25 protein-coding genes are annotated in these 24,490 nt (G+C 62.4%); 15 read left to right on the top strand and 10 right to left on the bottom strand.

Annotation, left to right across the window (positions count from 1 at the left end):
* Positions 1-7 precede the first annotated feature (7 nt).
* Positions 8-1,015: a PD-(D/E)XK nuclease family protein gene (locus tag AC5RUP_RS04935; RefSeq protein ID WP_494153480.1), complete on the top strand. Its 1,008-nt coding sequence runs from the start codon at positions 8-10 to the stop codon at positions 1,013-1,015.
* Between the two features lie 646 nt (positions 1,016-1,661).
* Positions 1,662-2,090 (top strand): very short patch repair endonuclease, encoded by a 429-nt coding sequence (locus AC5RUP_RS04930; RefSeq protein ID WP_494158326.1) that lies wholly within the window; start codon positions 1,662-1,664, stop codon positions 2,088-2,090.
* 482 nt (positions 2,091-2,572) lie between these two features.
* Here the strand turns inward: AC5RUP_RS04930 and AC5RUP_RS04925 are convergent, their stop codons facing one another.
* The 3 genes from AC5RUP_RS04925 to AC5RUP_RS04915 form a co-directional block, all read right to left on the bottom strand.
* Positions 2,573-3,754, bottom strand: a complete 1,182-nt coding sequence (locus AC5RUP_RS04925) for an MvaI/BcnI family restriction endonuclease (RefSeq protein ID WP_494153482.1) — start codon at positions 3,752-3,754, stop codon at positions 2,573-2,575.
* Positions 3,732-5,126 (bottom strand): DNA cytosine methyltransferase, encoded by a 1,395-nt coding sequence (locus AC5RUP_RS04920; protein ID WP_494153483.1) that lies wholly within the window; start codon positions 5,124-5,126, stop codon positions 3,732-3,734. The genes AC5RUP_RS04925 and AC5RUP_RS04920 overlap by 23 nt, the downstream gene beginning before the upstream one ends.
* Before the next feature lie 415 nt (positions 5,127-5,541).
* Positions 5,542-5,748: a YegP family protein gene (locus AC5RUP_RS04915; protein WP_494153484.1), complete on the bottom strand. Its 207-nt coding sequence runs from the start codon at positions 5,746-5,748 to the stop codon at positions 5,542-5,544.
* 151 nt (positions 5,749-5,899) lie between these two features.
* Here AC5RUP_RS04915 and AC5RUP_RS04910 point away from each other — a divergent pair, with 151 nt between their 5' ends.
* A complete protein-coding gene (locus AC5RUP_RS04910; RefSeq protein ID WP_493978740.1) occupies positions 5,900-6,124 on the top strand; it encodes a hypothetical protein in 225 nt (74 codons plus the stop codon).
* Positions 6,125-6,173: 49 nt separating this feature from the next.
* On the opposite strand, the gene AC5RUP_RS04905 is transcribed toward AC5RUP_RS04910, so the two are convergent.
* Positions 6,174-6,797, bottom strand: a complete 624-nt coding sequence (locus tag AC5RUP_RS04905) for a class I SAM-dependent methyltransferase (protein ID WP_494153485.1) — start codon at positions 6,795-6,797, stop codon at positions 6,174-6,176.
* A 78-nt stretch (positions 6,798-6,875) separates the two neighbouring features.
* Complete coding sequence (locus AC5RUP_RS04900) at positions 6,876-7,229, bottom strand: MerR family transcriptional regulator (RefSeq protein ID WP_494069288.1); 354 nt, start codon at positions 7,227-7,229, stop codon at positions 6,876-6,878.
* A gap of 105 nt (positions 7,230-7,334) precedes the next feature.
* Here AC5RUP_RS04900 and AC5RUP_RS04895 point away from each other — a divergent pair, with 105 nt between their 5' ends.
* From AC5RUP_RS04895 to AC5RUP_RS04885, 3 genes are all read left to right on the top strand, one after another.
* Positions 7,335-7,757, top strand: coding sequence for an Hsp20/alpha crystallin family protein (locus AC5RUP_RS04895; protein WP_494153486.1), 423 nt, complete (start codon positions 7,335-7,337; stop codon positions 7,755-7,757).
* A 97-nt stretch (positions 7,758-7,854) separates the two neighbouring features.
* Positions 7,855-8,328, top strand: a complete 474-nt coding sequence (locus AC5RUP_RS04890) for a J domain-containing protein (RefSeq protein ID WP_494158325.1) — start codon at positions 7,855-7,857, stop codon at positions 8,326-8,328.
* Positions 8,329-8,339: 11 nt separating this feature from the next.
* Positions 8,340-8,738 (top strand): hypothetical protein, encoded by a 399-nt coding sequence (locus AC5RUP_RS04885; protein ID WP_494153474.1) that lies wholly within the window; start codon positions 8,340-8,342, stop codon positions 8,736-8,738.
* 125 nt (positions 8,739-8,863) lie between these two features.
* Here the strand turns inward: AC5RUP_RS04885 and AC5RUP_RS04880 are convergent, their stop codons facing one another.
* Together AC5RUP_RS04880 and AC5RUP_RS04875 are read right to left on the bottom strand one after the other, a co-directional pair.
* Complete coding sequence (locus AC5RUP_RS04880; protein ID WP_494153473.1) at positions 8,864-10,267, bottom strand: trimethylamine monooxygenase; 1,404 nt, start codon at positions 10,265-10,267, stop codon at positions 8,864-8,866.
* A gap of 517 nt (positions 10,268-10,784) precedes the next feature.
* Entirely contained in the window at positions 10,785-11,498 is a 714-nt protein-coding gene (locus AC5RUP_RS04875) for a gamma-glutamyl-gamma-aminobutyrate hydrolase family protein (protein ID WP_494153472.1), read from the bottom strand.
* Between the two features lie 478 nt (positions 11,499-11,976).
* Here AC5RUP_RS04875 and AC5RUP_RS04870 point away from each other — a divergent pair, with 478 nt between their 5' ends.
* The 8 genes from AC5RUP_RS04870 to AC5RUP_RS04835 all read left to right on the top strand — a co-directional run bounded on the left by AC5RUP_RS04870 (position 11,977) and on the right by AC5RUP_RS04835 (position 20,029).
* Positions 11,977-13,482: an APC family permease gene (locus AC5RUP_RS04870; RefSeq protein WP_494153471.1), complete on the top strand. Its 1,506-nt coding sequence runs from the start codon at positions 11,977-11,979 to the stop codon at positions 13,480-13,482.
* A 65-nt stretch (positions 13,483-13,547) separates the two neighbouring features.
* On the top strand, positions 13,548-14,747 hold the full coding sequence (locus AC5RUP_RS04865) for a cytochrome P450 (RefSeq protein WP_494153470.1): 1,200 nt from the start codon (positions 13,548-13,550) through the stop codon (positions 14,745-14,747).
* A gap of 68 nt (positions 14,748-14,815) precedes the next feature.
* A complete protein-coding gene (locus AC5RUP_RS04860) occupies positions 14,816-15,007 on the top strand; it encodes a ferredoxin (RefSeq protein ID WP_493968506.1) in 192 nt (63 codons plus the stop codon).
* A 2-nt stretch (positions 15,008-15,009) separates the two neighbouring features.
* Complete coding sequence (locus AC5RUP_RS04855) at positions 15,010-16,260, top strand: NAD(P)/FAD-dependent oxidoreductase (RefSeq protein WP_494153469.1); 1,251 nt, start codon at positions 15,010-15,012, stop codon at positions 16,258-16,260.
* Between the two features lie 34 nt (positions 16,261-16,294).
* Positions 16,295-17,722 (top strand): glutamine synthetase family protein, encoded by a 1,428-nt coding sequence (locus AC5RUP_RS04850; RefSeq protein WP_494153468.1) that lies wholly within the window; start codon positions 16,295-16,297, stop codon positions 17,720-17,722.
* Positions 17,719-18,450, top strand: coding sequence for an ABC transporter substrate-binding protein (locus AC5RUP_RS04845; RefSeq protein WP_494014540.1), 732 nt, complete (start codon positions 17,719-17,721; stop codon positions 18,448-18,450). Before AC5RUP_RS04850 ends, AC5RUP_RS04845 begins: the two co-directional genes overlap by 4 nt.
* Positions 18,447-19,184 (top strand): gamma-glutamyl-gamma-aminobutyrate hydrolase family protein, encoded by a 738-nt coding sequence (locus tag AC5RUP_RS04840; protein WP_494153467.1) that lies wholly within the window; start codon positions 18,447-18,449, stop codon positions 19,182-19,184. Before AC5RUP_RS04845 ends, AC5RUP_RS04840 begins: the two co-directional genes overlap by 4 nt.
* Positions 19,181-20,029, top strand: a complete 849-nt coding sequence (locus AC5RUP_RS04835) for a gamma-glutamyl-gamma-aminobutyrate hydrolase family protein (RefSeq protein ID WP_494153466.1) — start codon at positions 19,181-19,183, stop codon at positions 20,027-20,029. Before AC5RUP_RS04840 ends, AC5RUP_RS04835 begins: the two co-directional genes overlap by 4 nt.
* 16 nt (positions 20,030-20,045) lie before the next feature.
* On the opposite strand, the gene AC5RUP_RS04830 is transcribed toward AC5RUP_RS04835, so the two are convergent.
* Positions 20,046-20,762, bottom strand: a complete 717-nt coding sequence (locus AC5RUP_RS04830) for a cache domain-containing protein (protein ID WP_494153465.1) — start codon at positions 20,760-20,762, stop codon at positions 20,046-20,048.
* The gene (locus tag AC5RUP_RS04825) at positions 20,759-21,520 is read right to left on the bottom strand and encodes a FadR/GntR family transcriptional regulator (RefSeq protein ID WP_494153464.1); all 762 of its coding nucleotides are present in this window, start codon (positions 21,518-21,520) and stop codon (positions 20,759-20,761) included. Before AC5RUP_RS04825 ends, AC5RUP_RS04830 begins: the two co-directional genes overlap by 4 nt.
* A 176-nt stretch (positions 21,521-21,696) precedes the next feature.
* On the opposite strand from AC5RUP_RS04825, the gene AC5RUP_RS04820 reads away from it, so the two are divergent.
* Positions 21,697-23,073, top strand: a complete 1,377-nt coding sequence (locus AC5RUP_RS04820) for an NAD-dependent succinate-semialdehyde dehydrogenase (RefSeq protein ID WP_494153463.1) — start codon at positions 21,697-21,699, stop codon at positions 23,071-23,073.
* 192 nt (positions 23,074-23,265) lie between these two features.
* On the opposite strand, the gene AC5RUP_RS04815 is transcribed toward AC5RUP_RS04820, so the two are convergent.
* On the bottom strand, positions 23,266-24,429 hold the full coding sequence (locus AC5RUP_RS04815; protein WP_494153462.1) for a PucR family transcriptional regulator: 1,164 nt from the start codon (positions 24,427-24,429) through the stop codon (positions 23,266-23,268).
* Between the last annotated feature and the right edge of the window lie 61 nt (positions 24,430-24,490).

Raw genomic sequence — 24,490 nt, 5'->3', positions numbered from 1 at the left:
GTACCAAATGGACCAGAGTATCAGCTGGATAACGCCATCTGCTCTGCCCAGAATGCTTGAGTGCATGGCATCCATTCGGCCGAGTGTCAGCCAACTCAAGAGCGGCGTATCTACAGACCCTTCCAGCCTCGGTAGGTGGGCGCATTCGGCGCTTGAGGAGTGGGTTGCTCCAGCAAAACTTCACGTTGACCAGAAGGCTCAAAATCTTCGAGACCTCTATATTTCTGCCGGGAAGAGGCACGGGGTGGACGTCAACAGCCTCCCGGGCGGGAGGGTTATGGGTATCCGCTTGTCTCGTTTTGAGGCCAAGCTAAGAGAGATCGTCTGGGCCGATTCGAGCGTTATAATATTGCCCGAACAGGATCTGGTGGATGAGAAACGAGGTATGCGGGGAAGGGTAGACCTCTTGCTCGTCTCCAAGGATTTGGTGCATGTCGTCGAGTACAAGACGGGACGTGACGCCTGGAACGCCCGCTCGGAGCCAAGCAGACGAGCGTCAGTGCAAATCGCTGGTTATCGTATGCTGGCACAGACGGCGTTCCCGCAAAGCGAAATCCGCGCTACTCTGGCCAGTCCTGTCCATGGAATCATGGATTTGGAAGATGAACCTGACATCGTTGAATCCATCGACACTGCTATCCGCGAATATAGGCAGCGAGTTTCAGGCGGATTAGCTCTTCCGGCTAACCCGAAGAGAAGGGTTTGTGAATTTTGTCCAGTCCGAATGGAATGTGTGCCGCAATGGATGGCGGCTTACGACGAGGCCTGGCCTGACCATTTAGATGGGATCGTAGAGCAGCAGTTGTCCGAACCTAAGGGACGGGCGTCTTTGCTTGTGAGCGAGTCAGGCGCAAGAGTGTGGCTTCGAGGATTTCAAGGTCAAGCTGGTCCCTCGATCATAGGACAGCGCCTTCAAGCAATCCGGCTCAGGGGTCGTAAGCACAAGCAAGGCGGAGAGCCGTCAGTTATGTCAGTGGGGGATATGTCAGAAGTACGCGTTGTGCCCGCGGGTTAGAAACAAGCTATTGTCGATCACTTGGAGATATAGGTTCTGACGCCGACGATTTAGAGCAACCTTCTCGGTTCGCAACATACTTTTCAAGTCGAGGTGACCGCGCTTTTTTGTGGTTCGCGGGAATGAGTTCGATCGTTGAGGACAAGATGGGCCTAGGACTTTGCTCCGATGAGTATGCTAGGCGATCAATCTGGAACAGGACCCACGGCTCCGGGCCGCAGGCACTGAAGCGCAAAGCAGGCGATCATCGACGCTTCGCTCATGCCGACGACCTGAATCCCACGTCGCTCCTACAGATTTTGATCAGTACCGGCAGTCATCAACGCTGACTATGACTTCAACCACATGTCGACGCCCACGGGCTCGCCTACTAGGACGCAAACCGGCAACGTACTCCTGCATCGTGTCTTCGCTATGGACAAGCCAGCAGTAGAGCCTCCCGCTTCCATAGCCAACGCCGAACGGATCTCGCCAGACTCGAAGGTGATCAGATGAACCTCGTCATCGCCTGGCGGGACGTGTCGCGGGCTAGTAGGCAAAGTGATCTACGCCGGCGAGACGGCCGGTTTCCGCAGGCCCCGCTCAGAAAGTCAGAAGCTGGGACCGCCGCAGTGCGAAAGGGTCGCTGGCAACTTATTATTGTGCCATGGCTGACTTCATGAGTGCCATGCAGCGAAGCGCGCATATGTCTAACATTCGTTCCAAGAATACGAAGCCTGAACTCCGGCTCAGGCGGTTGCTTCACAGTGCTGGATACAGATACCGGCTTCACGATCCGAAACTGCCAGGAAAACCAGATCTCGTATTTCCCGGCAGGCGAAAGGTGATTTTCGTCAACGGATGCTTCTGGCACGGGCACTCCTGTCCGGTTGGGTCACGTTTGCCTAAATCTAATACCGAGTTTTGGGCTAACAAGCGTATGCGGAATCAGGACCGTGATCTTAGGCAGCGCGATGAGCTCCGCGCCATGGGATGGGAGGTTTCGATCGTTTGGGAATGCGAAATCGGTAACGATTGCGATCTACTCGACAAGATGAAACAATTTCTGGACGAGCATACGGAGTTCACCGCATAAGAGTATCTAATCTCATAGAGAAGCTTGAAGTTGAGAAGGCGGTCATCACGGCACGTCGTACACGTACCGGCTGACGTGAAGATCTTCATCGAATGGAGACCAGTTCTTGACGACTTTTATGGTTCCTCCCGTGGCCGGTTGGAGCTTCTCCCGATCGATTCAGGACGTGTCAGTCACCCGCTGCAGTTTAGAGTCCCACTTCTGAGTTTCCAGAAAAGCTGTATTGCGATTTTCGAATGCCTTTCTATTTTTTGGGTGCCGCAGTCCCACGCATTAAACTTCTTTCCGGAACTATTCGCCCTCATCGCCAGTAAGGATAGCGTAAGCCCGATCCTACAACGAAAAAGGATCCGCACGGGGAGAAGGGGCCCGAGGTCCCAGGCGAGACATTCGAGGATGCTCAAGATGTCTCGCCACGGTGGCAGTAGCGCGGGAGCAGTTCGCGTTGTCGCTATTATTTCCGTATGTGAGGGCAGATCTCGCTACCGCTCGAGCCGTAAATCGTGGAATATGGGGTCGGGGAAGAGATCATCGAAGTGATTCTTGCTGATCTTGAATAGGGGCCCCTTTTCGCTTACCTTCGCCCCAGATCGTTTTATGAGGTGGTCCAGCGTGATTGTTCCCCCAACGAGCATGGGAGCAATCTGCTCGACGACGGGCTTGGTCGTTTGTCTGACTGAGCGGAAGTGAATGAATTCGGTTCCACCCCGGTTCTTCGACTCCGCATCAATCCAGAACGTATCAGCGTGTTTGGAAGCGAGTGCATCCTGCAGGTCTCTAATCCTCCAGGTGACTGCTCTTCCTATCTCGGGTCGATCCGACACCTCGTGCAGTAGACCCGCTTTCTCGTCCACGGAGAGTTTGAGGCCTTGTGAGTTGAATCTCAGCGAGCTGACCGTGCAGTAAAGCTTGAAATTATCTCCACGCTCGTATCCAAACGTATCGAGTATCTCGCGGGAGCTTTTGAGTTTGCTGATCTTCCAATCCGGTACTCGTGCGAACATTGTCTGATTCGACGTAGCCCGTGCCCGGCTAGCCTTGAGCTCGACACCTTTGTAATCCGGAATCCTTTTGGAATTTGCTTTGATTCCGAGTTCCGTTTCGAGAAGGTGCCCCACAGCCGTGTCACCGCGTTTGATGGCCGGAACGAACCCTTTAGCAGAAAGCCTCGTCAGCATGTCTAGCAGTTCCTCAAACACTGATTCTCGGTGGCTGACAAGTGGTCGGAGCAGGCTCCGATAGACCGGAAGACGGCTGGCTACATCATCGAAGCGGACTTGGGTGGCATTGAGTACCCATATCCGTTCCTGCGCCCAAAGGATGACGAGGATGTCTCCCGCGGTGCAATATCTGTTCAGTTTCGAGAACCAAATCCTTGGATCCCCCGCCTTGGTTCGTGGCCGGTACAACGTGGCGTCGGCTCGCATGCAGTCACCACCGGCTGTAATGACTGAGGCCGGTACCCCGGATTTGTTCTCGACGCCCTGCAGTTGGCTTGCGAAGTCGTGGATGCCATTTCGGCGCAGAAATGATCGGATATCGGCTGTGGCGTCCATGATGCTTTTGCCGAGACCTGTGAGCGTCGGCTCTAGAAGCCCGTAGTCCAAGCCATATCGAGTAAGAAACCCGATATTTTCTATCTCAAAGTCGTTCAGTTCCCTCAAGTTTGGTCTCCCCCAGTAATTCAGCTATGCGGCGTCCAACCGCCAACGATAGCCAGGGAGAGACCGCATTTCCCACTTGAGAGTACTGGGGTACCTCGACTCGGCGCCGATGCGCGCCGGTGGTTTCCTTGCCCAGAAACTCGAACGCCGTCGGGAAGCCTTGAAAGCGTGCCATTTCGCGGACGGTGAAAATACGTGGTTCAACTGGATGAACGTAGTCGTCGGGCAAGGTGACTACGGTACGTGCTGGCTGTTTCCAACCTAGTACTTTTTGGGAGTGCTTCTTGGTGGCGAGCGCGAAAACGAGATCGGAAAGTTCTTCTAGCGTTCTGGCTAGCTCAGTCCCGTCAGGCGAGACAGCGGGAAGGACGGCGTCTGACAGCTCGTTTTTTACGTAGAGAACAGCATCCGATTCTGGCAAGGCAGCCGCGCGGCTGAGGAGGCGCTGGTCAAGACCGCAGTCGGCGAGGTACTGATACAGACGGAACCGCTGTACCGTTCGAGTATTATGCCGGCGGGGAATGTGGTTGTGCTCCTGCTTGCCCGGAGCCAGACGCATGCCCCAGTCAGGGCTTCGCAATTCTGCAACATATTCGCGCGATGCCTTCCCTGGCTTGGATGCATGAGGGGAGAGGTCGGAAATGGCGTCAGCGACAGTACGGACGCGACTGCTTTCAATCGTTGGGATCGGCGCTAGATCGGGTAGCGGGGCGGTCACTTTGTCGGAGAAGTCCGACTTCCAAAGCACACCTGTTGACTTGATGCCTTTCGCGTCAGCTACATCTTTCCTAACCGCGATTATCATAAGTCGCGGACGATGCTGGGGTGCACCATAGTGCATTGCGTTGGCCTGAACTCCCTGTACGACGTACCCCGGATGGATCTCGGCTAGTGCCCACTGCAGTTGGGTGAACGACGACTCTTCCTCGCTGCTGAACTTCTGGTGCATTCCGAGGACGTTCTCGATGACGACTGCTTTGGGCTTCGTGCGTTCGACGAACTCGAGGTACTCCCATGGCAGTTTGTTGCGAATGTCTTCCGGATTGCGCCGGCCTGCCAGAGAGAAGCCCTGACAGGGTGGCCCTCCCACGACCAGATCGATTCCTTCGGCCGCCAGAGTGTCCATGACATCCTCGTCAGCCAGAAGGACGCTCAGTTCCCGGACGAGTACTCCGTGTTGTACCTGATTGGCTGTAGGCGAGGCTACGAATCGGTCCCACTCCCGCACGTCGGAGGCGTCTCCCACAAGGTTGTGGAAGAACGTCCTTGCGGCCATATCAGATTTTTCGACTGCCACAACGAGCCGTCCTCCGGCTCGCTCAACACCAAGGGAAAGTCCGCCACAACCGGCAAAGAGGTCTACGTATTTCATCACTTGATCAATTGTGCCGTACCAGACCCACAATTTCCAGGACAACTGTGAGTGGTGTGGATAACTTGGGTGGCAATACGCGAGGTGTCACGGTGGATCGCGTCTCGTGAAGGACGCAAAAGTGCCCGAGGGGACCTATTACCACGGACGAAAGGCCCTAACCAGCCCGAAGATTGCTGTCGATGTGGCGCTAGTGCTTCCAGTTCTGCTCGAAGCACGGAGCATTTCGGCCACTCGGCGTCGCTCATCGCCGCCTACCTGTTGCTCGCTGGGGCGCTGCAGCTGGCCGGCTGGGCGGCAGATGGTCTGCCGCAGGCCGAAAATTGACCGAAACGGTGGACGACGCCCTCTTCGCGCCCGCCGCTGGCGAGCTGGAGGGCATGCCCTTTTCCGCCACACGTACAGGCCTCCGACGCTACGCGTCGGGCTCCGGATTCGCGCCGTCCGTTCGGTCAATCACCCGGCCGGTGCCGGCGATTTCCCGGGCCAGCTCGATGCCGTCCTTAGCCTCCTGGAGGGACGGATACGTGACCGATTCGGCCATGAGTTTTCCCTTACCGTCCAGCATTCTGACCCGGTAGCCGCCGTCGGGCGCCTTGATCACTTCGAAATGCCCTGCCATGTCTAGCGTTCCTGTCCACGAGGTTTCCACAGCGCTGTGGAGTCCAAACAGTATGCCATCCGGCGTTTGCTGCCGTCTTGAGCCCTTGCCACACGTGCCGGCCGCGAGGAGAGTGGTCAGTACGCTGACACGCTAGCGAAGGGAAAAACCCATGCAGATCGACAAGCAGCAGATCATCGATTTCCTTAAGCAGCAGGGAAAAGAGGACCAGGCAGTTGCGGCAGATGCAGAACTGCCGGAGAAGGTGGACACCGAGCGCGACTCGGGGCTGTTGTCCAGGCTGGGCATCGACGTCGACGCGCTGCTCGGCAAGCTCCCCGGAGGATTGGGCGAGAAGCTGGGCGGCATGAAGGACAAGCTCGGGGGATTCGGGTAACCAACGCTTCCGCCTAAAGCGGCCGCGCCGCGCAGCGCCCGGAGACAGCCTAGCGGTTGGCTCCGGGCGTTGCCGTGCCCGCCACCATCGGATTTATCGGGAGCCATGCCGGGCCGACGGCGAACTCGTCCTGCACTGAGACGTCGAAGCCAGCGGCGGCTATCGCCGCCGCGGTGTTCCGGTTGGGCTCGCAGCCTTGTGCCGCGAACGACCACACCGGCTGCAGCAGGTCCTGCACCCTGCCGTGCGCGCCCGGGCCGCGGACGTGCTCCAGGAAGAGGAGCTTGCCGCCCGGCTTGAGCACGCGCTTGGTCTCGGCCAGCGCCGCCGCCTGGTCGGGCACGCTGCACAGCACCAGGGTGAACACCACGGCGTCCACACTGGCGTCCTCGGCCGGCAAGTCCTCGGCGACCGCATCCACGACGCGCAGCGCTGTGGAGTGGGACCCCACTCTGGACTCCAGTCGCTTGCGCATGTTCGGGTCCGGCTCGACCAATGTCACGGAGCACCCCGGCGGGAAGTAGGGCAGATTCGCGCCGGTGCCCGCACCGACGTCGTACACAATCCCGCTCAAACCGGACAACAAGGCGGTGCGGTGTGACGCGAGCTCCGCCGGTTCGCGGCGAATGGCGGCATCGTATTGCGCGGCGAACAGCGCGCTTCGCAGTCCCATGAGCGTGGTCCTCTGTTTAGCTCCGATGTAGGTCCCGGTGTCGACCATACTCCGCGTGCCGGGCGGAAGGGAGGGCGTTCAGGCCGGCCGCGTGGTTTCCTCCGGTTCTTCGCGCTGCTCCCGTCCGGCGGCGCGTTCCTTGGCCGCTTTGAGCTGCCGGTGCAGCGAAGCGTTGTCGTCTTCCAGCTCCAGGACCTTGCCGACGCCGGCCAGGTTCACGCCGTCGTCCACGAGCTCGCCGATCCTGCGGAGGCGGTCGACGTCGTCCTGGCTGTACCGCCGGGTGCCGCCCGCCGTGCGCTCCGGTTCCAGCAGGCCGCGCCGTTCGTACAGGCGCAGGGTCTGCTCGCCCACGCCCACGATGTCGGAGACCACGGAGATGCCGTAGACACCCTTGTCCGTCCGCGGCTGCTTCTTCTCGCTTGCCAACATTCCTCCCAAAACCGACTTGCAAACATAGTAGCGCAGAGTCATAATATCTATGCGCTCGAACACAGATTTGGTGAGCGCCAAGGAGAAGAACTGAAGGAGGCTGCCATGTTGATGCGAACTGATCCCTTCCGTGAGCTGGACCGCCTGACCCAGCAGGTCTTCGGAAACCAGGCACGCCCGGTGGCGATGCCGATGGATGCGTGGCGCGAGGGCGAGGAGTTCGTTGTCGAACTCGACCTGCCCGGCGTCGATCCGTCCACCATTGACCTGGACGTGGAACGCAATGTCCTCACGGTTGCTGCGGAGCGCAAGTCCAAGATCGAGGACGGCAAGGAAGTTGTTGCCGCCGAACGGCCCAGCGGCACGTTTAGCCGCCAGCTGATCCTGGGCGACACGCTGGATACGGACAAGGTCACGGCGAACTACGAGGCTGGCGTGCTGGCCCTGCGGATCCCCATCCGCGAGCAGGCCAAGCCGCGCAAGATCGAGATCAGCAGCGGAGACACCAAGCAGATGATCGACGCCTGACCTGTGGGATCGCAGCCGGTGGTGACGCCCGGGCGCGGGCGGAGCCACCGGCTGGCCATGAGCGGCGGCAGTTTTCGGCAGCAGGAGGGAGGCCAGCATGGGTGACGCCGACTTCTACGCCATCCTCGGCGTGGCGCCCGATGCCAGCGAGGCGGACATCAGACGCGCCTACCGGGCCTTACTGCGCATGCATCACCCGGATTTGAACCACGACGGCGATGCGCCGCGGTCGCGCGCCGACGGCCTGGCGATGGGTGCCATCCTGCAGGCTTATTCCGTGCTGGGTGACGCGGGACGCCGAGGAGATTACGACCGCGGACGCCGGGTGGGCAGCGGACGCGGGCAAACGGGGGCTTCGTCCGGCGGCCGCCGCGGCGACCAAACGGCGGCTGCGCCCGGCGGCGCGCAGGAGGCTTCGCGGGGACGGCCCGCGACGCCCAGGACCCGTCCCCGTCCCGCGCCCGCAGTGCGCCCGGCCATGCAGGTGGCGGATCCGGTCTACCTCGGCTTCCCACGACCGGAGCCGGACGATACCGTGTGGCCTGAGTGGCTGCTATTCCCCTTTCGATGAAGCGAGGATCAATGCCTGTTTCCAGTTGGCGTCGGTACGACCATCACCTGTTTCCCGTTTTCCATGAACGGTTCGAGGAGCGCTGGGGGCCGGGGACGGCGCCGTTTTTGGACCCGAGCGTGTTCGAGGAAGGCCAGCCGAGGCCGCGTGCGCAGTGGATCAACGTCGATACCGGCGCTGCGGTCGCCGTCGTGCCGGTGTGGGAGGACGACGACGGCGAACACCGGTCTTTCGCCGTGTTCTACCTGCCGCCGGCCGGTGGCATCTGGGCGCTGCGCCCGGGCTTCACGAACTACACGGAAAGCGTCAACGGCGGCCCGGAACAGGCGGCCTTGCGCAACGACTCGTTCAAAAAGGCCGTGTCCCACGCCGAGGAGTTCATCTACGGAACAGGCGGGAACGGGCACTAGGCGCTGGGCCACCGGGGTAAACACCTGAGCCCGGGTTCAACCGGGGCACTGGAGGTGACGACGGCGGGTGGCGGGGAGGCAGCGCTCCCGGCCCACCCGCCGTCGTCCGTGGTTCTTGGCGGGTCCTACCTGCCGGCGGCTTGCTTGGTGTCCCCGGTCAGGGCGGCCAGCGCTCCGGTGTCCATGTCCTCGGAGGGGCCGCCGAGGTAGCGCGCCATGCTGTCATCCATGGCGTTGATCCAGCGGGTGTGGTGCCGGGCGGCCATGGTTCCGGTCATGACGGAACGGTGGATCATGTCCCGGTAGCCGAGGATGTTCTCTTCTTTGTCCTTCATCCACTGCTTGAGCAGCACCGCGACGGCGTCCAGGTCGAACTCGGGGTAGTCCGTCAGGGCGATCAGGTCGCGCAGGTAGTCGGTCTGGAAATCGGCCTCGGCGTCGTGGTCGGGGAGTGCGTCCTGACGGTTCAGCCAGGCCTGGATGTCCGCTTGGCGTTCCTGCAGCGACGGCAGTTCAATTCGGCCGAGCATCACGTCGCGGGCGAACCATGCCTGCGCGTCGAACATGTTGAACGTGTAGTACTGGTCCTGCGCGCCCAGATAGAACAGGTTGGTGTTCTGCTGCCAGACCACGCCCTTGTAGAGGTTGCCGGGGTAGAGCAGGTTCGGCGACTGCAGCGACAGTTCGGTGGGGAGGAACGGGTACTTGTGCAGGTAGCCGGTGCACAGGATCACGGCGTCGAACTCGCCGGCAGTGCCGTCGCTGAAGTGCGCGGTGCTGCCCTCGAAGCGGGTCACGAGCGGGCGCTCGACCGCCGACTCCGGCCAGTCGAAGCCCATCGGGCCGCTGCGGTAGCTGAACGTGACGGACTTCGCCCCCATCTTGTGGGCCTGCATGCCGATGTCCTCGGCGGAGTAGCTGCTGCCGATCATGAGCAGGTTCTTGCCGGCGAACCGCTCGGCGCCGCGGAAGTCGTGGGCGTGGAGTACTTCACCCGGGAAGCTGTTGATGCCCTCGAACGCCGGCACATTCGGGTAGGAGAAGTGGCCGGTGGAGACTACGAGCTTGTCGAAAACGTGCGTTTCGGTGCGGTGCGCCGCGAGGTCCTCGACCGTGACGGTGAATTCCCGGGACTTCTCGTCGTAGGAGACCCAGCGGGCCACGGTGTTGAACCGGACGTACTTGCGGACGTCGGATTTCTCCACGCGTCCGGCGATGTAGTCGAACAAGACTTCCCGCGGCGGGAAAGAGGAGATGGGTCGGCCGAAGTGCTCATCAAAGGTGTAGTCGGAAAACTCGAGGACTTCCTTGGGCCCGTTCGACCACAGGTGCCGGTACATGCTGCTGTGCACGGGCTCGCCGGCGGCGTCCAGGCCGGTGCGCCAGCTGCTGTTCCACTGTCCGCCCCAATCGGACTGCTTTTCGAAGCACACAATGTCCGGGATTTCGGCTCCGAGTTTGCGGGCTGATTCGAACGCGCGCAATTGGGCCATGCCGCTGGGTCCTGCACCAATGATTCCGACTCGCATATTAAATGCATCTCCTCATTCATTGGATCTCTCCGTCAGGCTCGACACTCCGAATCCACGGAACGGCCGTATCGGCGCACCGGTGGCGGTGAACAAAGGCGCTAGGTGCGCAGCGGTATGACACTGGCGGCGCAGGAAGGCGCCGGGCCCTGAATAATCAATCCCGAGGGGGAGACGGGCACCGTGTCCGCGGGCAGGCGAGGATGCCTGCGCGAGCGATTCGGAGCGGCCAACCGAAGATCCAATAACACCGGTTGGCCTTCCTCAATAGCATCAGGTCGGGTGTGGCAAGTCAAAAGCGGAGAGATCCGTCACGTTTCCCGCAACATCGAGAGGACAAGGCCGTCGGAAGGAGCGAGGCCGATGAGCAGGGCCTGCGCTTTCGTGTCCGTACTCGGGCCGCGGCAGTCCGAACGGCCCGAGTACGCATTCGTCATTCTCTAGATTCGGATCGCTTCAACGATCTTCACCTTTCGATACCTCAAGGAGAGGGAGTGGTGTTTTTAAGGCGAGGACTTCAGGCGACGAGCGTGTGCCCGCCCGGCTCGGGCGCTGGCGGCAAGCCGCTCCGGCACCGATCTATGAATAGGCGCAGCAGTGAGGCGAGTTGCCCCGAGGTCGTCCCGGGGTCTTCGGGGTGCCACTGCACTCCCAGAATCCAGTGCTCCCGGTGTTCAATGGCTTCAATTATCCCGTCTGGGGCCTCTGCAGCGGTGACCATCCCGGTGCCGAGATTTTGAACTGCCTGATGATGGCCGGAGAGGACCGGTATGCTTTCCGCGCCCAAGGCGGTGGCGAGCAGGGTATCCGGCTTGACCTTGACGTCATGGCCGATCATGCCTGGAGCTTCCGTGTGTACCTGATGAATGGAATCCGGGCCCAGATCCTGAATCAAACTGCCGCCGAAGGCAACGTTGATGACCTGCAGGCCTCGGCAAATCCCCATCACCGGCCGCCCCGAAGCGGCCGCGCTTCGAACCAGCGCAATCTCTGCTTCATCGACCCGTGCATCCACCCCATATCCCGGCGCTGCGGCTGGTGGCTGTCCGTAGAGGGAGGGGTGGATATCCCCGCCCCCAAGAACCAGTAGGCCATCAAACCCGTCGAGACTGGCTGCCGCGTCCATCGCCTGCGCAGCAGGAGTCCCGACGTCGAGGAGTAGGAAGTCTGCCTCCTGCATGTGCAGTTCGTGGCCGATGTTCCGGGCGTAGGCGGTCAAGGATTCGGTCAACCATTGGTCGTTCTTAGGTCCGCTTAGGGAACAGGTGACAAGAATTCGGGGCCGGGTTATTGGCTGGGATGTCTCGGCATCCGCGGCAGGTTGAAGCAGCATGAACTCACGATCTTCGCTGGAATTAAACGTTAAAATTCAGATGTTTTAGATGTTACGTCGGACACACCAGGTCCTAGGTCACCGACACAACGGGCGGCGCCCCTCGCGGAAGTTGGTCTGCACAACATAGCCGCTGCCGGGTGCGGTACGCGCGCGGGAGATATCTCTCGCTACCGCATGTATTGGTTGGAGCCCATTTGGGGGCCGTTTTTCGTGGCTGCGCGGCTTGCAGCATCACTTTCGGTCAAGTGCTTGCCAAATAAAACATTCATTTGTAGGGTTTTTTGTGATCGCCCTCACTGTGACGTCGATCACCGCGGGGAGGCAGCTCTCACGGCCCGTTCACCGCACTGACCATTCGTTTTGAAGGAGCGCAATGTCAGCCGAAATGACGAGACCCGCTGGAGGTCCGGACGTCGATGAAGACGCGGAGCACCTTGCCAGCCTTGGCTACTCGTATGAGAAGCAATTTAAGCGCGAAATGACGTTCTGGGGGAACGTCTCCCTGGGCTTCACCTACCTGTCCCCTGTGGTGGGGATTTACTCACTGTTCGCGGCTTCGCTGGGGATGGCCGGACCGCCGATGTTCTGGTCCCTGATCATTGTCGGCATCGGCCAGCTGCTGGTTGCCACGGTTTTCGGGGAAGTAGTCTCCAACTACCCCGTTGCCGGCGGCGTCTACCCTTGGTCCCGCCGTCTTTGGGGACGCAAGTGGGGCTGGATGAACGGGTGGGTCTACCTCTGCGCTTTGCTGGCCACCATCGCCAGCGTTTCCTACGGCGCCGGACCGTTTCTCAGCCTGTTGCTGGGGATGGAAAGCACCGTCGACTCGGTGATCATTTCGGCATTGGCGGTCATTGCCTTGGCTACCGTGTTGAACCTCGGAGGCACCAAGGTGCTGAGCAAGGTGGCCATGCTGGGCCTGCTGGCGGAACTCGGCGGAGCTCTCATCGTCGGTGTCTGGCTCTTGGTAACAGCCCGGGAGCACGATCTCAGCGTGCTGTTCCAGAGTTTCGGGGCGGGTGAAGGCAGCAACTACTTCATCGCCTTCGCCGCTGCCGGGTTGATCGGCATTTACCAGTACTACGGTTTCGAAGCCTGCGGCGATGTTGCCGAAGAAGTACCGAACCCTGGGCGCCGGATCCCCAAGGCCATGCGCATGACCATCTACATTGGCGGTTTCGCTGCCATGTTCGTGTGCTTGTCGCTGATATTGGCCGTGCCCGACTTCGGTGCCGTGATCTCCGGGGAAAACTCCGATCCCATCGGTAGCGCGTTGCTGGGTGCCTTCGGACCGGTCGGCTTCAAGGTGGTGCTCGCCGTCGTGCTGATCTCCTTTGTTTCTTGCGCCTTGAGCCTGCAAGCGGCGTCCTCGCGGCTGGCCTACTCGATGGCCCGCGATGGAATCCTGCCGGGCAGCAAACTGCTCAGCAAGTTCAGCGAGACCCGGCACGTGCCGCCGTACGCTCTGCTGCTGGCCGGTTTGGTCCCGGCGATCATCGTGGTTGGCTCCAAGGTTTCCGAAGATGCCCTGGTCACCATCATCTCGTTCGCCGCTATGGGCATGTACATGGGCTTCCAAATGGTTGTCCTGGCCTCGTTGCGGGCCCATTTGAAGGGCTGGAAGCCCGCTGGGGCTTTCCGGCTCGGGGTCTGGAGCATTCCGGTCAACATCGCAGCTCTCGCGTGGGGTGTGTTGGGCATGATCAACATGGCCTGGCCCCGGACTCCGGAAGCGGGATGGTTCGCCAACTACATTGTGCTGATCTCCGCCGTCGGGGTCGTGCTTATCGGCCTGCTCTACATGGCGTGGAAGAAGCCCTATCTGAAGGGCGACGCTCCCGCAGGAGATGCCATACCCTCCGCGTCCCTGTCCGCCTAGCACTACAGTCCGAGCCTTCCAGCTCAGCAATTCACCGATAGCAAGATGAGGAAAAGGTTCTACCCATGAGTACGCCCACTGTTGACATTCCGTACCTGAACATTTCGGATCCGTCGTTCGCCATGCAGTCCGAAGAGCTGCGCAATGCACGCGAGGCCAACTGGTACGCGAGGACCAATTACGGCATCGCCGTGCTGCGGTACGACGAGGTGAGCAAACTGCTCAAGAGCCCCAAGCTGAAGCAGGGCAGTGCCCAGTGGCCAGCGCACAACGGGGTCCACGGCGGCTTGTTCTACGACTGGTGGACCAAGAATCTGCTGGTGCTGGAAGGCGAGGACCACCACCGCATCCGCCGGTTGCTTAACCCGGCGTTCTCGCCCCGGCTGATCAAGGACCTGGTGCCGCGGTTCCAGGCCCTAGCCAACGAACTGATCGACGCGTTTATCGACAAGGGCGAGTGCGAGTTTATCCGCGACTTCGCCGAGCCCTATGCCACTCGGGTGCTCACCATCCTTCTTGGGATTCCGGAGAGCGAGTGGCCGACGATCGCCCGGCTGGCCTCCACTGTTGGACTGGCCCTCGGCGTGACGTTCAAGCGGGACTTGGACAAGGTGGAGGCGGCAGTCGCGGAGCTCTACGAATACGCCGACGAGCTGATCAAGGATCGCCAGGCAAACCCGGGCGAGGACTTTGTCAGCCGTTTGGTACTTGCCAGCCGCGACGGAGACCGGCTCAGCGATGAAGAGCTGCGCAACGCTCTGGTGCTGCTGATTTTCGGCGGCATGGACACCACCCGCAACCAGTTGGGACTGGCGATGCAGTCCTTCATCCGCAACCCAGAGCAGTGGGAGCTGCTGGCGGAGCGCCCGGAACTGGGCGCTAAGGCCGTCGAAGAGGTCATGCGGATTAACCCGACGGTCACCTGGGTCACCCGGGAAGCGGTGGAGGACTTCACCTATCAGGACCTCTTCATTGAGAAGGGCACGACGGTACACCTTTTCACCCAGTCTTCCGGCACCGACCCGAAGGCCTTCCCCAACCCGGAGATGGATCTGCTCGGCGAGCATGCGCCGCATTACGGCTTCGGCGGCGGCGTGCACCACTGTCTGGGCCACTTCGTTGCACGAGCGGATATGAGCGAGGCCCTGCCGCTGCTGGCCAGCCGCATCGCTGCCCCGTACCTGGCCGGGGGAGACGAGTGGCTGCCCGATTCCGGCAACACCGGGCCCATCCGCCTGCCGATCGGCTTCACCAAGCGCACCTAAACCGTAGACAGCACCACTAGCACTTCAGCACCACCCAGCACTTCAGCACTAACAGAAAGCAGGACCCCATGAAGACCGTTGATGTCGACCGCAGCTTGTGCGACAACCATGGCCAGTGCGCTATCGCCGCGCCGGAAGTATTCCGTATGAACCCGGACGGCGTCCTCGAGTACGAGCCGACGTTCGACGATTCCCTTCTGGACGAGGTCGAAGAAGCCATCGACGTCTGCCCCGTCCAAGCGATCTTCCTCAAGGACTGATCATGGCCCGCAGAATCGCCATCGCCGGAGCCTCGATGGGAGGTTTACGTGCCGCTGAACAGTTGCGGTCGGCCGGCTGGGAGGAGGAGATCCTCGTGATCGGCGAAGAAGTCCATCCTCCCTACAACCGGCCGCCGCTCTCGAAGGAACTGCTGAAGTCGCCCGGCTCGATGCAGGAAGCCCTGGCGTCCGTGACTCTGCGGCAGCGCCGCACCGCCGCCGACATTGACTGGAAGCTCGGAGCACCGGTCACTCGCGCAAACCTCGCGCACCGGACCCTCGCCCTCGCTTCTGGCGAGCACGTGAGCTACGACGGACTGGTGGTCGCCACCGGGCTGCGGCCGGCACGCGTCCGGGTTCCCGGGCCGCTGTATGGCCGGCACGTCATCCGCACGCTGGAGGACGCGCTGGGCCTGCACCGGGAATTACGCCCGGATGCCCGGATTGTGGTGGTCGGCGCAGGATTCATCGGCTGCGAGGCAGCTGCCACGGCCACGCTGCTGGGCTGCCGGGTGACGTTGATCGAAGGTAGCAGCGGGCCGATGCAGCACACGCTCGGCCGCGAGCTGAGCAAGGGCATGCGCAACTTCCTGACCGAACGCGGCGTCGAGTGCGTCTCAGGGGAACGCGTCACCTCATTCACCTGGCACGACGACGGCGCCGACGGGCCGCAGCGTTGCACCGGGGTCCGCCTGACCGGCGGACGAGAGGTGCCGGCCGATGCCGTAATCGAGGCTGTCGGTTCCAAGCCAAACGTCGACTGGTTGGCTGGCAACGGCCTGGACCTGACTGACGGCGTGCTCTGCGACGAGCACCTGCGGGTGTTCGGGGCCGTGCACGTGGTCGCGGTCGGCGACGTGGCGCGCTACCCGGACCGCCGCGCCGGCACCGGCCCACGCCGCGTTGAGCACTGGGCCACACCTGCCGACACCGCCAAGATCGCCGCACCGGCCTTGGTTGCCGGACTGAACGGAATGGAAACCCCGGAACCGACTGTGCCGCTGCCCTCATTCTGGACGGACATCTTCGGTATCCGCGTTCAGGGCGTAGGCAGCCCAGCCGTCGCAGACCGGATCGAGGTCCTTGAAGGGGACCCGTCCCGGCCCGCCGACGGTGCTGCTCTTGCCTACTACCTCGGCGGCCGGCTGATCGGTGCCGTTACCTCCGCACTGCCCGCCGACCGCCAGTTGCATTACCGGAAGCTCGTGACCGAGGCCGGCCTGCCTGCAAGCTCCCAGCTCGCCGCCGTCTAAAACGGACTGGCCACAGACCCGAAGGAAAACTGAGATGACACTAACCCCTGTACGCCCCGACGAGGCCGCGACCGAGATGCTGGCTGTCTTGAGCGACCGCGATGCCTTTGCCCGCCACCAAGAGCGCAACCTGCGCCCCGAAACGGTGCGCGAACTTGGCCGCAAGATCGAAGAAGCCGGTGTTGAATACGTCTACTATGCGTTGCCGACCATTGGCTCGCGCATGGTAGCGAAAATGGTTCCTGCCAATCACTTCCGCCGCAACTTGGAGAAGGGCATCTGCTTCCACCGCACCGCGCTGTCGGACCTGCAGAATGACCGCCACGGCAACCTGATCGGCGGCGGCATCGAGGCCCGCGAGTTCTGGGCGCTGCCGGAGCCGGACACTTTCGTGGTCCTGCCCTGGGACACCTCGGTCGCCCGAATTTTCTGCACCGCCTACGAGCCTCCGCATCTTCCGGAGGTCGGTGGCCGCCTGATGCCGATCGACACCCGGTCCCTGCTGATCCGCTCACACGAGGCGTTCACCGCCCGCACCGGCTTCGAGGTGCGTTCCGGGACCGAACCGGAGATGACGTGGGAGGGACCCGGCCTAGAGGTTGTCAAGAAGCCCGGCACCAGCCCCGCCTACCAGGTGGAGAACCTGGAGCGGATGCGCCCCATTTACAAAAGGTTGGTCACCTACGCCAAGGCCATGGGCTTGGACATGATTGAAGGCGACTACGAGGACGACGGCCAGCTCGAGCTGAACTGGATGTACGACCGGGTGGAAAACACCGCCGACCGGCTGGTGACCTACCGGCAGATCTGCAAGCAGGTAGCCCGCGAATTCGGCGTCACCGCCAGCTTCATGCCCAAGCCCTACAACGGCCAGATGGGTAACGGCTGCCATCACAACCTGAGCCTGTGGGACGGCGACACAAACGTTACCGAGGACGCCGGCCGGGTGGAACTGCACGTCTCACAGACGGCCAGGCACGCCATCGGCGGCATGCTCGCCCACGCCCCGGGGTCGATGGCCGTCATGGCCTCCACCGTGAACTCCTACAAGCGGTTCTGGGATGCCGGCCAGTTCGCGCCGAGCTTGGCCAACTGGGGACTCGACAGCCGCGGCTGCCTGATCCGCATCTCTTCGAACGGCCGGATGGAGTACCGCGTGCCGGATGCGGCCGTGAACCCCTACCTGTCCCACACACTGCTGATCGCGGCCATGCAGGACGGGCTGGACCGCCAGCTTGATCCCGGAATGCCCGACGGCGGCGCCGGCGGCCCGGTCGGCGGGCAACTGCCGCTCACGCTGGGTGACGCGATCGATGCGTTCGTGTCCGACACCTACCTCACGTCGGCGCTGCCCGAGGACCTGGTGGCGATCTACACGCAGCTGAAGCAGGAGGAATGGGCCCGTTACTGCGGTGCCATCACCGAGTGGGACCGCGAGATGTACTGGGAGACCATCCCGTGAGCGCCGTCAGCACGTTGACCCCGAGGACCCTGCGCCTGGCCTGCATCGACTCCGAGGCGCCGCCGCTGTTCAATTTGGCGGACAGTGAGGGCAACCGCCGCGGATACGAACCGGCAGCGGCCGAACTGGTCGCCTCCGCCATGGGCCTGCGGGTGGAGTGGGCGTTCATGGCCTGGGACGACATGCTCCCGGCGGTGCGGGACCACCGGGTCGACGCCGTTTGGTGCGGTCAGGGAATCATCCCCGAACGCCAGGCGATAGTGGACTTCACCGAGCCGTACGCGGTGTTCGACGAGACCGTCCTGGTCCGGAAGGGCGATCCGGCACGTTCACCGGAGGAACTCTCCGGATACCGGGTCGCGGCCATCGAAGGCAGCGCAAATATGCGGCTCGCCTCCACTTTCCCAGGGATCATTCCGGTAGCGTTCGGCGCCAGCGACGACGTCTTCGGTGACATGCTCGCGGCGCTGCGCAACGGCGAGGTGGACGCCATGGTGGACGACGACGTCGTGACCGTTCCGCTGGGAGAGGACCCTGCATACGACGTGGCCTTCACCGCCCGGACCGGCAACCGCTGGGGCATCGGCGTGGCGAAGGACAACCCGCAGCTGCTGGCCGAACTCAACCGCGCACTGGGCGTTGTCGTCTCCGACGGCCGGCTGGAGGCCGTGTGGACCGAGTGGATGCCGCACCTGCCGTTCCCGCTGAGCACGGAGGTCCCGGCATGAGACGGCCTTTGATTGGAGTGCCGGGGATGTGGTCCAATTCCGTCCACGGACTGCGCTACGACGGCGTCGCCGTGGCCGCCGCGGTGCTGCGCTGCATTGTTCGTGCCGGCGGCGAGCCGCTGATCATGTTTCCGGGTACCGGCGAGAGTCCGGCGGAACAGCTGGCCCGGCTGGACGGGGTCGTGCTGCCCGGCGGAGCCGACGTGGCGCCGTCCCTGTATGGTGCCGAGCCCGACGAGCACTACTGGCCCACCGACTACGACGGACAGGACGACTACGAAACCAAGATCATCGAAGGCTGCCTCGCCGCGGACGTGCCGCTGCTCGCCATCTGCCGCGGCCTGCAGCTGCTAAATGTCGGTCGCGGCGGGACTCTGATCCAGCACCTCGCACCCGGGGAGGTGCAGCACAAGGGCACAGTCCATCCGGTCCAGGTCGCCGCAGGTTCGCTGCTGGCCGAGGTCGTGGGGAGCGAGACGGCGGACGTCTCCTCCTACCACCATCAGGCGATTGAAGTACTGGGCGAGGGCCTGACGGTCACCGCCACCGCCACCGACGGCGTGGTGGAAGCGGTGGAAGTTGCAGGAGCGCCGATGCTGGCCGTCCAGTGGCATCCGGAGGACACCGCGGAGACCAATGCCAGCGACCACGCGTTGTTCCAGTGGGTGGTTCAAGCGGCAGCACGGCGCCGTGCCACCGCCGAGAGCGGACTGACCGCGGCGGGTGCGCGGTGAGCGGGGAGGAGCTCCGGGTTGACCCCGCGGCCGTGCTGCCGGCCGGGTTCGCCGACCTGCCGGCGGACGCGCCGCGCATCGGCGTCGTCGTTTCCCTGACCTTTCCCGGGATGACGAACCAGACGCTGGAACTCATGGAGCGATTCACGCGGACTGCCTTTGAGACGCTGCTGGCCGCCGGTGCGCGCGGCGAGCTGGTGGACAGCGCGGCCACGGAGTTCATGCCGGCCGAGAAGCTGGCGGACTTCGACGGCGTGCTCTTCCTGGGCGGCGGAGACGTGGACGGCAAGCTGTACGGCCACCATGATCCGGTGCCAAACTCCTACGGCGTGGACCGCCGAGCGGACGAGTACTGCCTGGAGCTGATCCAGGGAGTACTCGAGCGGGACCAGCCGATGCTGGCCATCTGCCGCGGCTCGCAGCTGCTGAACGTGGCCTGCGGCGGCACCCTGATTCCGGATCTTGATCCGTGGCACCTGCACCGCGGGGGACCGGGGGAACCGATGTTTTTGGATGAGTCCATCCGGTTGCTCCCCGGCTCAAAGGTGGCCTCGATCATGGACTGTGAACGGCTGACCGTCCGGTCGGGGCATCACCAGGCCGTAGGGCAGGTGGGCGCGGAACTGACGGTAACGGCCGTTGCCGACGACGGTGTTGTTGAAGGAACCGAGCATCCGGGCAAGACCTGGGTGGTTGGCGTGCAGTGGCACCCGGAGGATTCGGGCGGCAACGCCGATGACCGGATGGCGTTGTTTGCCGAGTTCGTCCGCCAGAGCAGGCACGAACAGCGCCGGAACGGAGGTGCCAGAGCCCTCGGACGATTGGCTGATCGAGTGAATGTTTGAGCGTTGATCTGCGCGGCTACTCGGTCGCGCAGATTAACCGCAAGTTCAGGTTAGGTACCTCCAGCGGAAGGAACCCGAACCCTGCGGGCGCGGACTTGATCCGTTCACCGACAATGAAGCGCCCCGAATTGCCCAGAATCACGCGGTTCTGGTCGTTGAGGAGGGCTGCATCGCCCGGAATGCGGCGGACGATCGGGATCAGCTTGTTTTCCAAGTCCCGGACCCGGATGTCGCATCCCGTGACACCGATGAATGTGCCATGCACGTAGGTGGGAACGGCACAGGTGACGATGTATTCGTCGAACCCCAGATAGTCGACGTAGGGTCCGGCGATCGATTGCTGTCCCGTTTTAGCGGCAATGGAGAACCAGGGTAGCTTCTCGTAATCGTAGAAACGATCACCTTCCGGGGCCAGGTCGAAACCGAATTTTTCAATGTTCCCGGAATTGTTTCGGGTCCACCATTCCAGGACGCCTTGGGAGTCCTTTATGGCGGACAGGGAGAATATCTCGCCGGCGCCCACAGCAATGTCATGCGAATTTAGGAAAGAGTCCGCCATTTCGCCGATGCCCACTATTTCAGTGGGCGACATTTTGCTGCCGGGGGAGACTTTTTCCTCTAGGCGCTGTCCCACCTTCTTGGACGACGTGTGGAGGTCCTGGTAAAGCCCGTTAAGCCATGCCTCGATGGCGGCGGCACTCTCGGCCGCCTGTGAAGTTGCTGGCGCGGTCATGAAATCTCCTGTTCTTCGCCGGCATGGGTAAGGGTCAGCTTGGTATCGATCAAGTGGTAGGTGTTACGGCGGATGTGTTCCAAGACCAAGCGCTGCGCCCTGTCGGGGTCGTCCTCCCGCACTGCGGCCACGATTCCCAAGTGCTCACGCGCGGCGGCCAGGGCATCGAACACGCCTGCCAGCGGAGTCCACAGTAGTTGCCCGACTTCCGATTGCAGCCTGATCTCCTGGCTGGTCAGCCGCGGCGATTGGGCTACCACCGCCAATTCGATGTGGAAGCGGCTGTCGGCCCGCGCTTGGACCTCGGGGGTAGCCGCCTGCTCAAGCCCGCGGGCCAATTGTTCCAACCGGTCTAGGTCCTTGGGATCTGCCCGGTCGCAGGCCAGCCGGGCGGCGGCGGCAGCAACGGCTGTTTGTTCGTCGCCCAGATCGCGAAGGTCAGCGATGGAGGTCTCGCGCAGGTACTGGCGCAGGTTCTCCTCCTGCGTGGCAGGGAACTTCACCACGAAAGTGCCGCCGTTGCGCCCCCGCCGGGTTTCGACCACACCTTGGTCCCGCAACTCTGCCAAGGCATCACGAAGGGTTGCGCCAGCGACGCCAAACATCTCTGACAGCTCAGCCTCAACCGGAAGGCGTTCCCCGACCCGCAGCATGCCTAAGGAGATTGCCGTCGAGATCCGGCGGACGATGGCCTCCGAGCGTTCCATGTCCGGCAACGATCGATAGATTTGAGACTGAAGCGCCATCGGTGAAGCCACGGGTTGTTCTCCTAGGGATCGAATCAAGACGCCGGGTTCTCCGGTCTGATCTCGAACATAGATATTCTACCCGCTGAACGATGAAAGGACATTCATGCCGGACAGTGTTAATCGGCGGTGGGGGCTTGTCGGGAATGTTGGATTGCCGAAGTCGATGACAGGTATGCTCAATCTTTATGAGCTACTACAGGACAATTAACCCGGCCACGGGCGAAATTCTATGCGAAATGCCGGCCTCCAGTGACGAGGAGGTCGCCGGGGCAGTGAAAAGCGCCCACGCCGCATTTGATTCTTGGCGCAATACGATGGTGCAGGAACGCTCCAGCATCCTGCTGCGGGTGGCAGGACTTTACCGCGAGCGCAAAGAAGGGCTCGCAAGGATCATCAGCCAGGAGATGGGCAAACCCGTTAGCCAGGCACGGGGCGAGGTCAGCCTCGTTGCAGACATCTACGAGTATTACGCCATCGAAGGTCCCGGCTTCATGGCCGACGAGCGGCTGACCGTGAAGGGCGGGGGTGAAGCCGTTGTCCGCAGTGCGCCGATCGGCGTGCTGCTGGGCATCATGCCGTGGAATTACCCGTACTACCAGGTGGCCCGCTTTGCCGCGCCGAACCTGATGCTCGGGAATACCATTCTGCTCAAGCATGCCCGGCAGTGCCTGAGGTCCGCACTGGCCATGGAACAGATCTTCGAGGATGCGGGATTACTGGACGGCGGCTACATCAACATCTTCGCCACCAACGAGCAGATTGCCGAGATCATTGCAGATCCCCGCGTGCAGGGAGTCTCCCTCACTGGCAGCGAGCGCGCCGGTGCCGCCGTCGCCGAAGTTGCCGGCCGAAACCTGAAGAAATATGTTCTCGAGCTGGGAGGAAGCGACCCCTTCATCGTCCTCGACAGCGACGACTTGGACCAAACAGTAAAGTCGGCAGTTGCCGGCCGGATGAGCAATGCCGGGCAGGCCTGCACGGCATCAAAGCGGTTTTTCGTCGTCGAGGACCTTTACGACGAGTTCGTGGAAAAATTCACCACCCGCATGGCCCGCATCAAGCCGGGCGATCCGCTCCAGCCCGAGACGCGGTTCGGGCCGGTGTCTTCCAAGGCCGCTGCCGACGAACTCATCGAGCAGGTCAAGGACGCGGTGTCCAAAGGGGCCACTCTGCGTACTGGAGGCAAGCACGTGGACGGTCCCGGCGCGTTCGTCGAGCCTACGGTTCTGACTGACGTGAAGCCCGGTATGCGGGCGCACCTCAAGGAACTCTTCGGTCCCGTTGCTGTTATCTACAAGGTCGCCGATGCAGAGGAAGCCATCGAACTGGCGAATAGCTCGCCCTATGGACTAGGCGGCGCGGTCTTCAGTGCGGATGTAGAGAAGGCAAAAGCAGTCGCTGACCGTCTGGACACCGGCATGGTGTTCATCAACTCCACCCCCGACTCCCAAGCCGACCTGCCCTTCGGCGGGGTTAAGCGCTCCGGCGTTGGTCGCGAACTTGCCCGTTTCGGCATGGATGAATTCGTGAACAAAAAACTGATTAGGGTCCCGCTCCAGTAGCAGCACAGGGTAGCGGCCGGCAGCGCTGAGCCAAATCGCGCCGGCCTTTTCCCCGCGCTCGTGGCCCGGGTGCTCGTGCTCCACGTGGCCTGCGAGCAGGGCCGCGGCTGGGCTCCCGCAGCCAGGACTTCCATCCGGAGGTACTCCCAGATGCGGCGAGGCCTGGCCAGCGGGATTGGCTGCGTCGCTCGGTCAGGACCAAGCGACGACGAGGCGGGCGGCTTGTTGGGGGATGGTCACGTCGACGCCGACTAATTCCGTGAAGCGACGCAGCCGGTTCATCAGGGTGTTCCGGTGGCAGAAGAGCTGGTCTGCGGACTGGGCGATGCTGCCCGTGGAAAGGTAGGACCGGACCGCTTCCACCAGCCGGGCCCGTTCCACCGTTCCGCATCGGGCCAGCGCGGCGTCCACGTCGGGGACAATCGGAACTCCGGTTTCGGAGAGGCGGTGCCGAGCCAGTCTGGCCCAGGCGTTTTGCATCGTGAGGGCCTGCTGATCGCTGTCTTCGGTCAAGGACGCCAGGGCGCGGGCGGTTTGGGCGGCGACGCGCAGGTCGGTGAGGCCTCCGACCTGGGCAACCAGGCCGCAGCGGATGTTCTTGATGTGCTCGGTGGTTTCGCGGGCGGCGCTGCCCGGGCGGTCATCGGCTGCCCAGAAGGCGACGAGTCCGTCGGGCAGGGGGTGGGTGAATATTTCTGTGCCACGGCGGGAAGCCGAGGCAACCTCCACACGAAGCGCGGCGGAGTCGTCGGTTGTGGCTGCCGCGACCACGAGGGGAGCAGTTTCATCGATGCCGAGCTCGTCGGCGATGCGGGTGAGCGTTTCCGACGGCGGGTCGACCTGCCCGAATATTGTGGCGACATGTCCTTGACGCACCGAGGATTCTTCCTGAGCCATGCGCTGGCGCTCGGCCATATAAATGGCTTGGGTTTCCGCCGCGTAGGAGTCCACCACCTGCCACACCGTTTCGGCCCGGCGCACCAGTAGCTCGGCGTCGTCCGGGCCCGCCAGTGCCATGAGTTCGCCCCAGATCACGGTGAAGTCGATGCGGATTGCGGTCATCAGGGACTCCACGGGGATGCCGGTCCTCGCCCGGGAGACACCGACGTCCAATGAAATGCCTTGCCGCTCGGCGATGAGGCGTTCGCTGTCGTCGCCGGGGCGCAGGCTCTCAATCAGCGCCCGGAACGAGGCCGCCCCCGTGCGGCGGATTTCGCTGGCCGGCAGCACCCCGTCCCGGTAGTCGTCGAGTTGCAGGATGCGTTCGATGAAGAGGTCCGTCAGCTTGTCCACGGACAGCTGGTCCAGCAGCAGGTTCCAACGGGCTGCGGAGGCATCGTCGTCGTGGTTTGCCATGAGCGGTGCTTCCATGGCGTTTTTTACCCCTATCGTGTGCTTTTGCACATCTTAGCCGCGA

The sequence above is a fragment of the Arthrobacter sp. Y3223151 genome (assembly GCF_059091125.1).
This window is presented reverse-complemented; position numbering and strand designations above follow the sequence as displayed.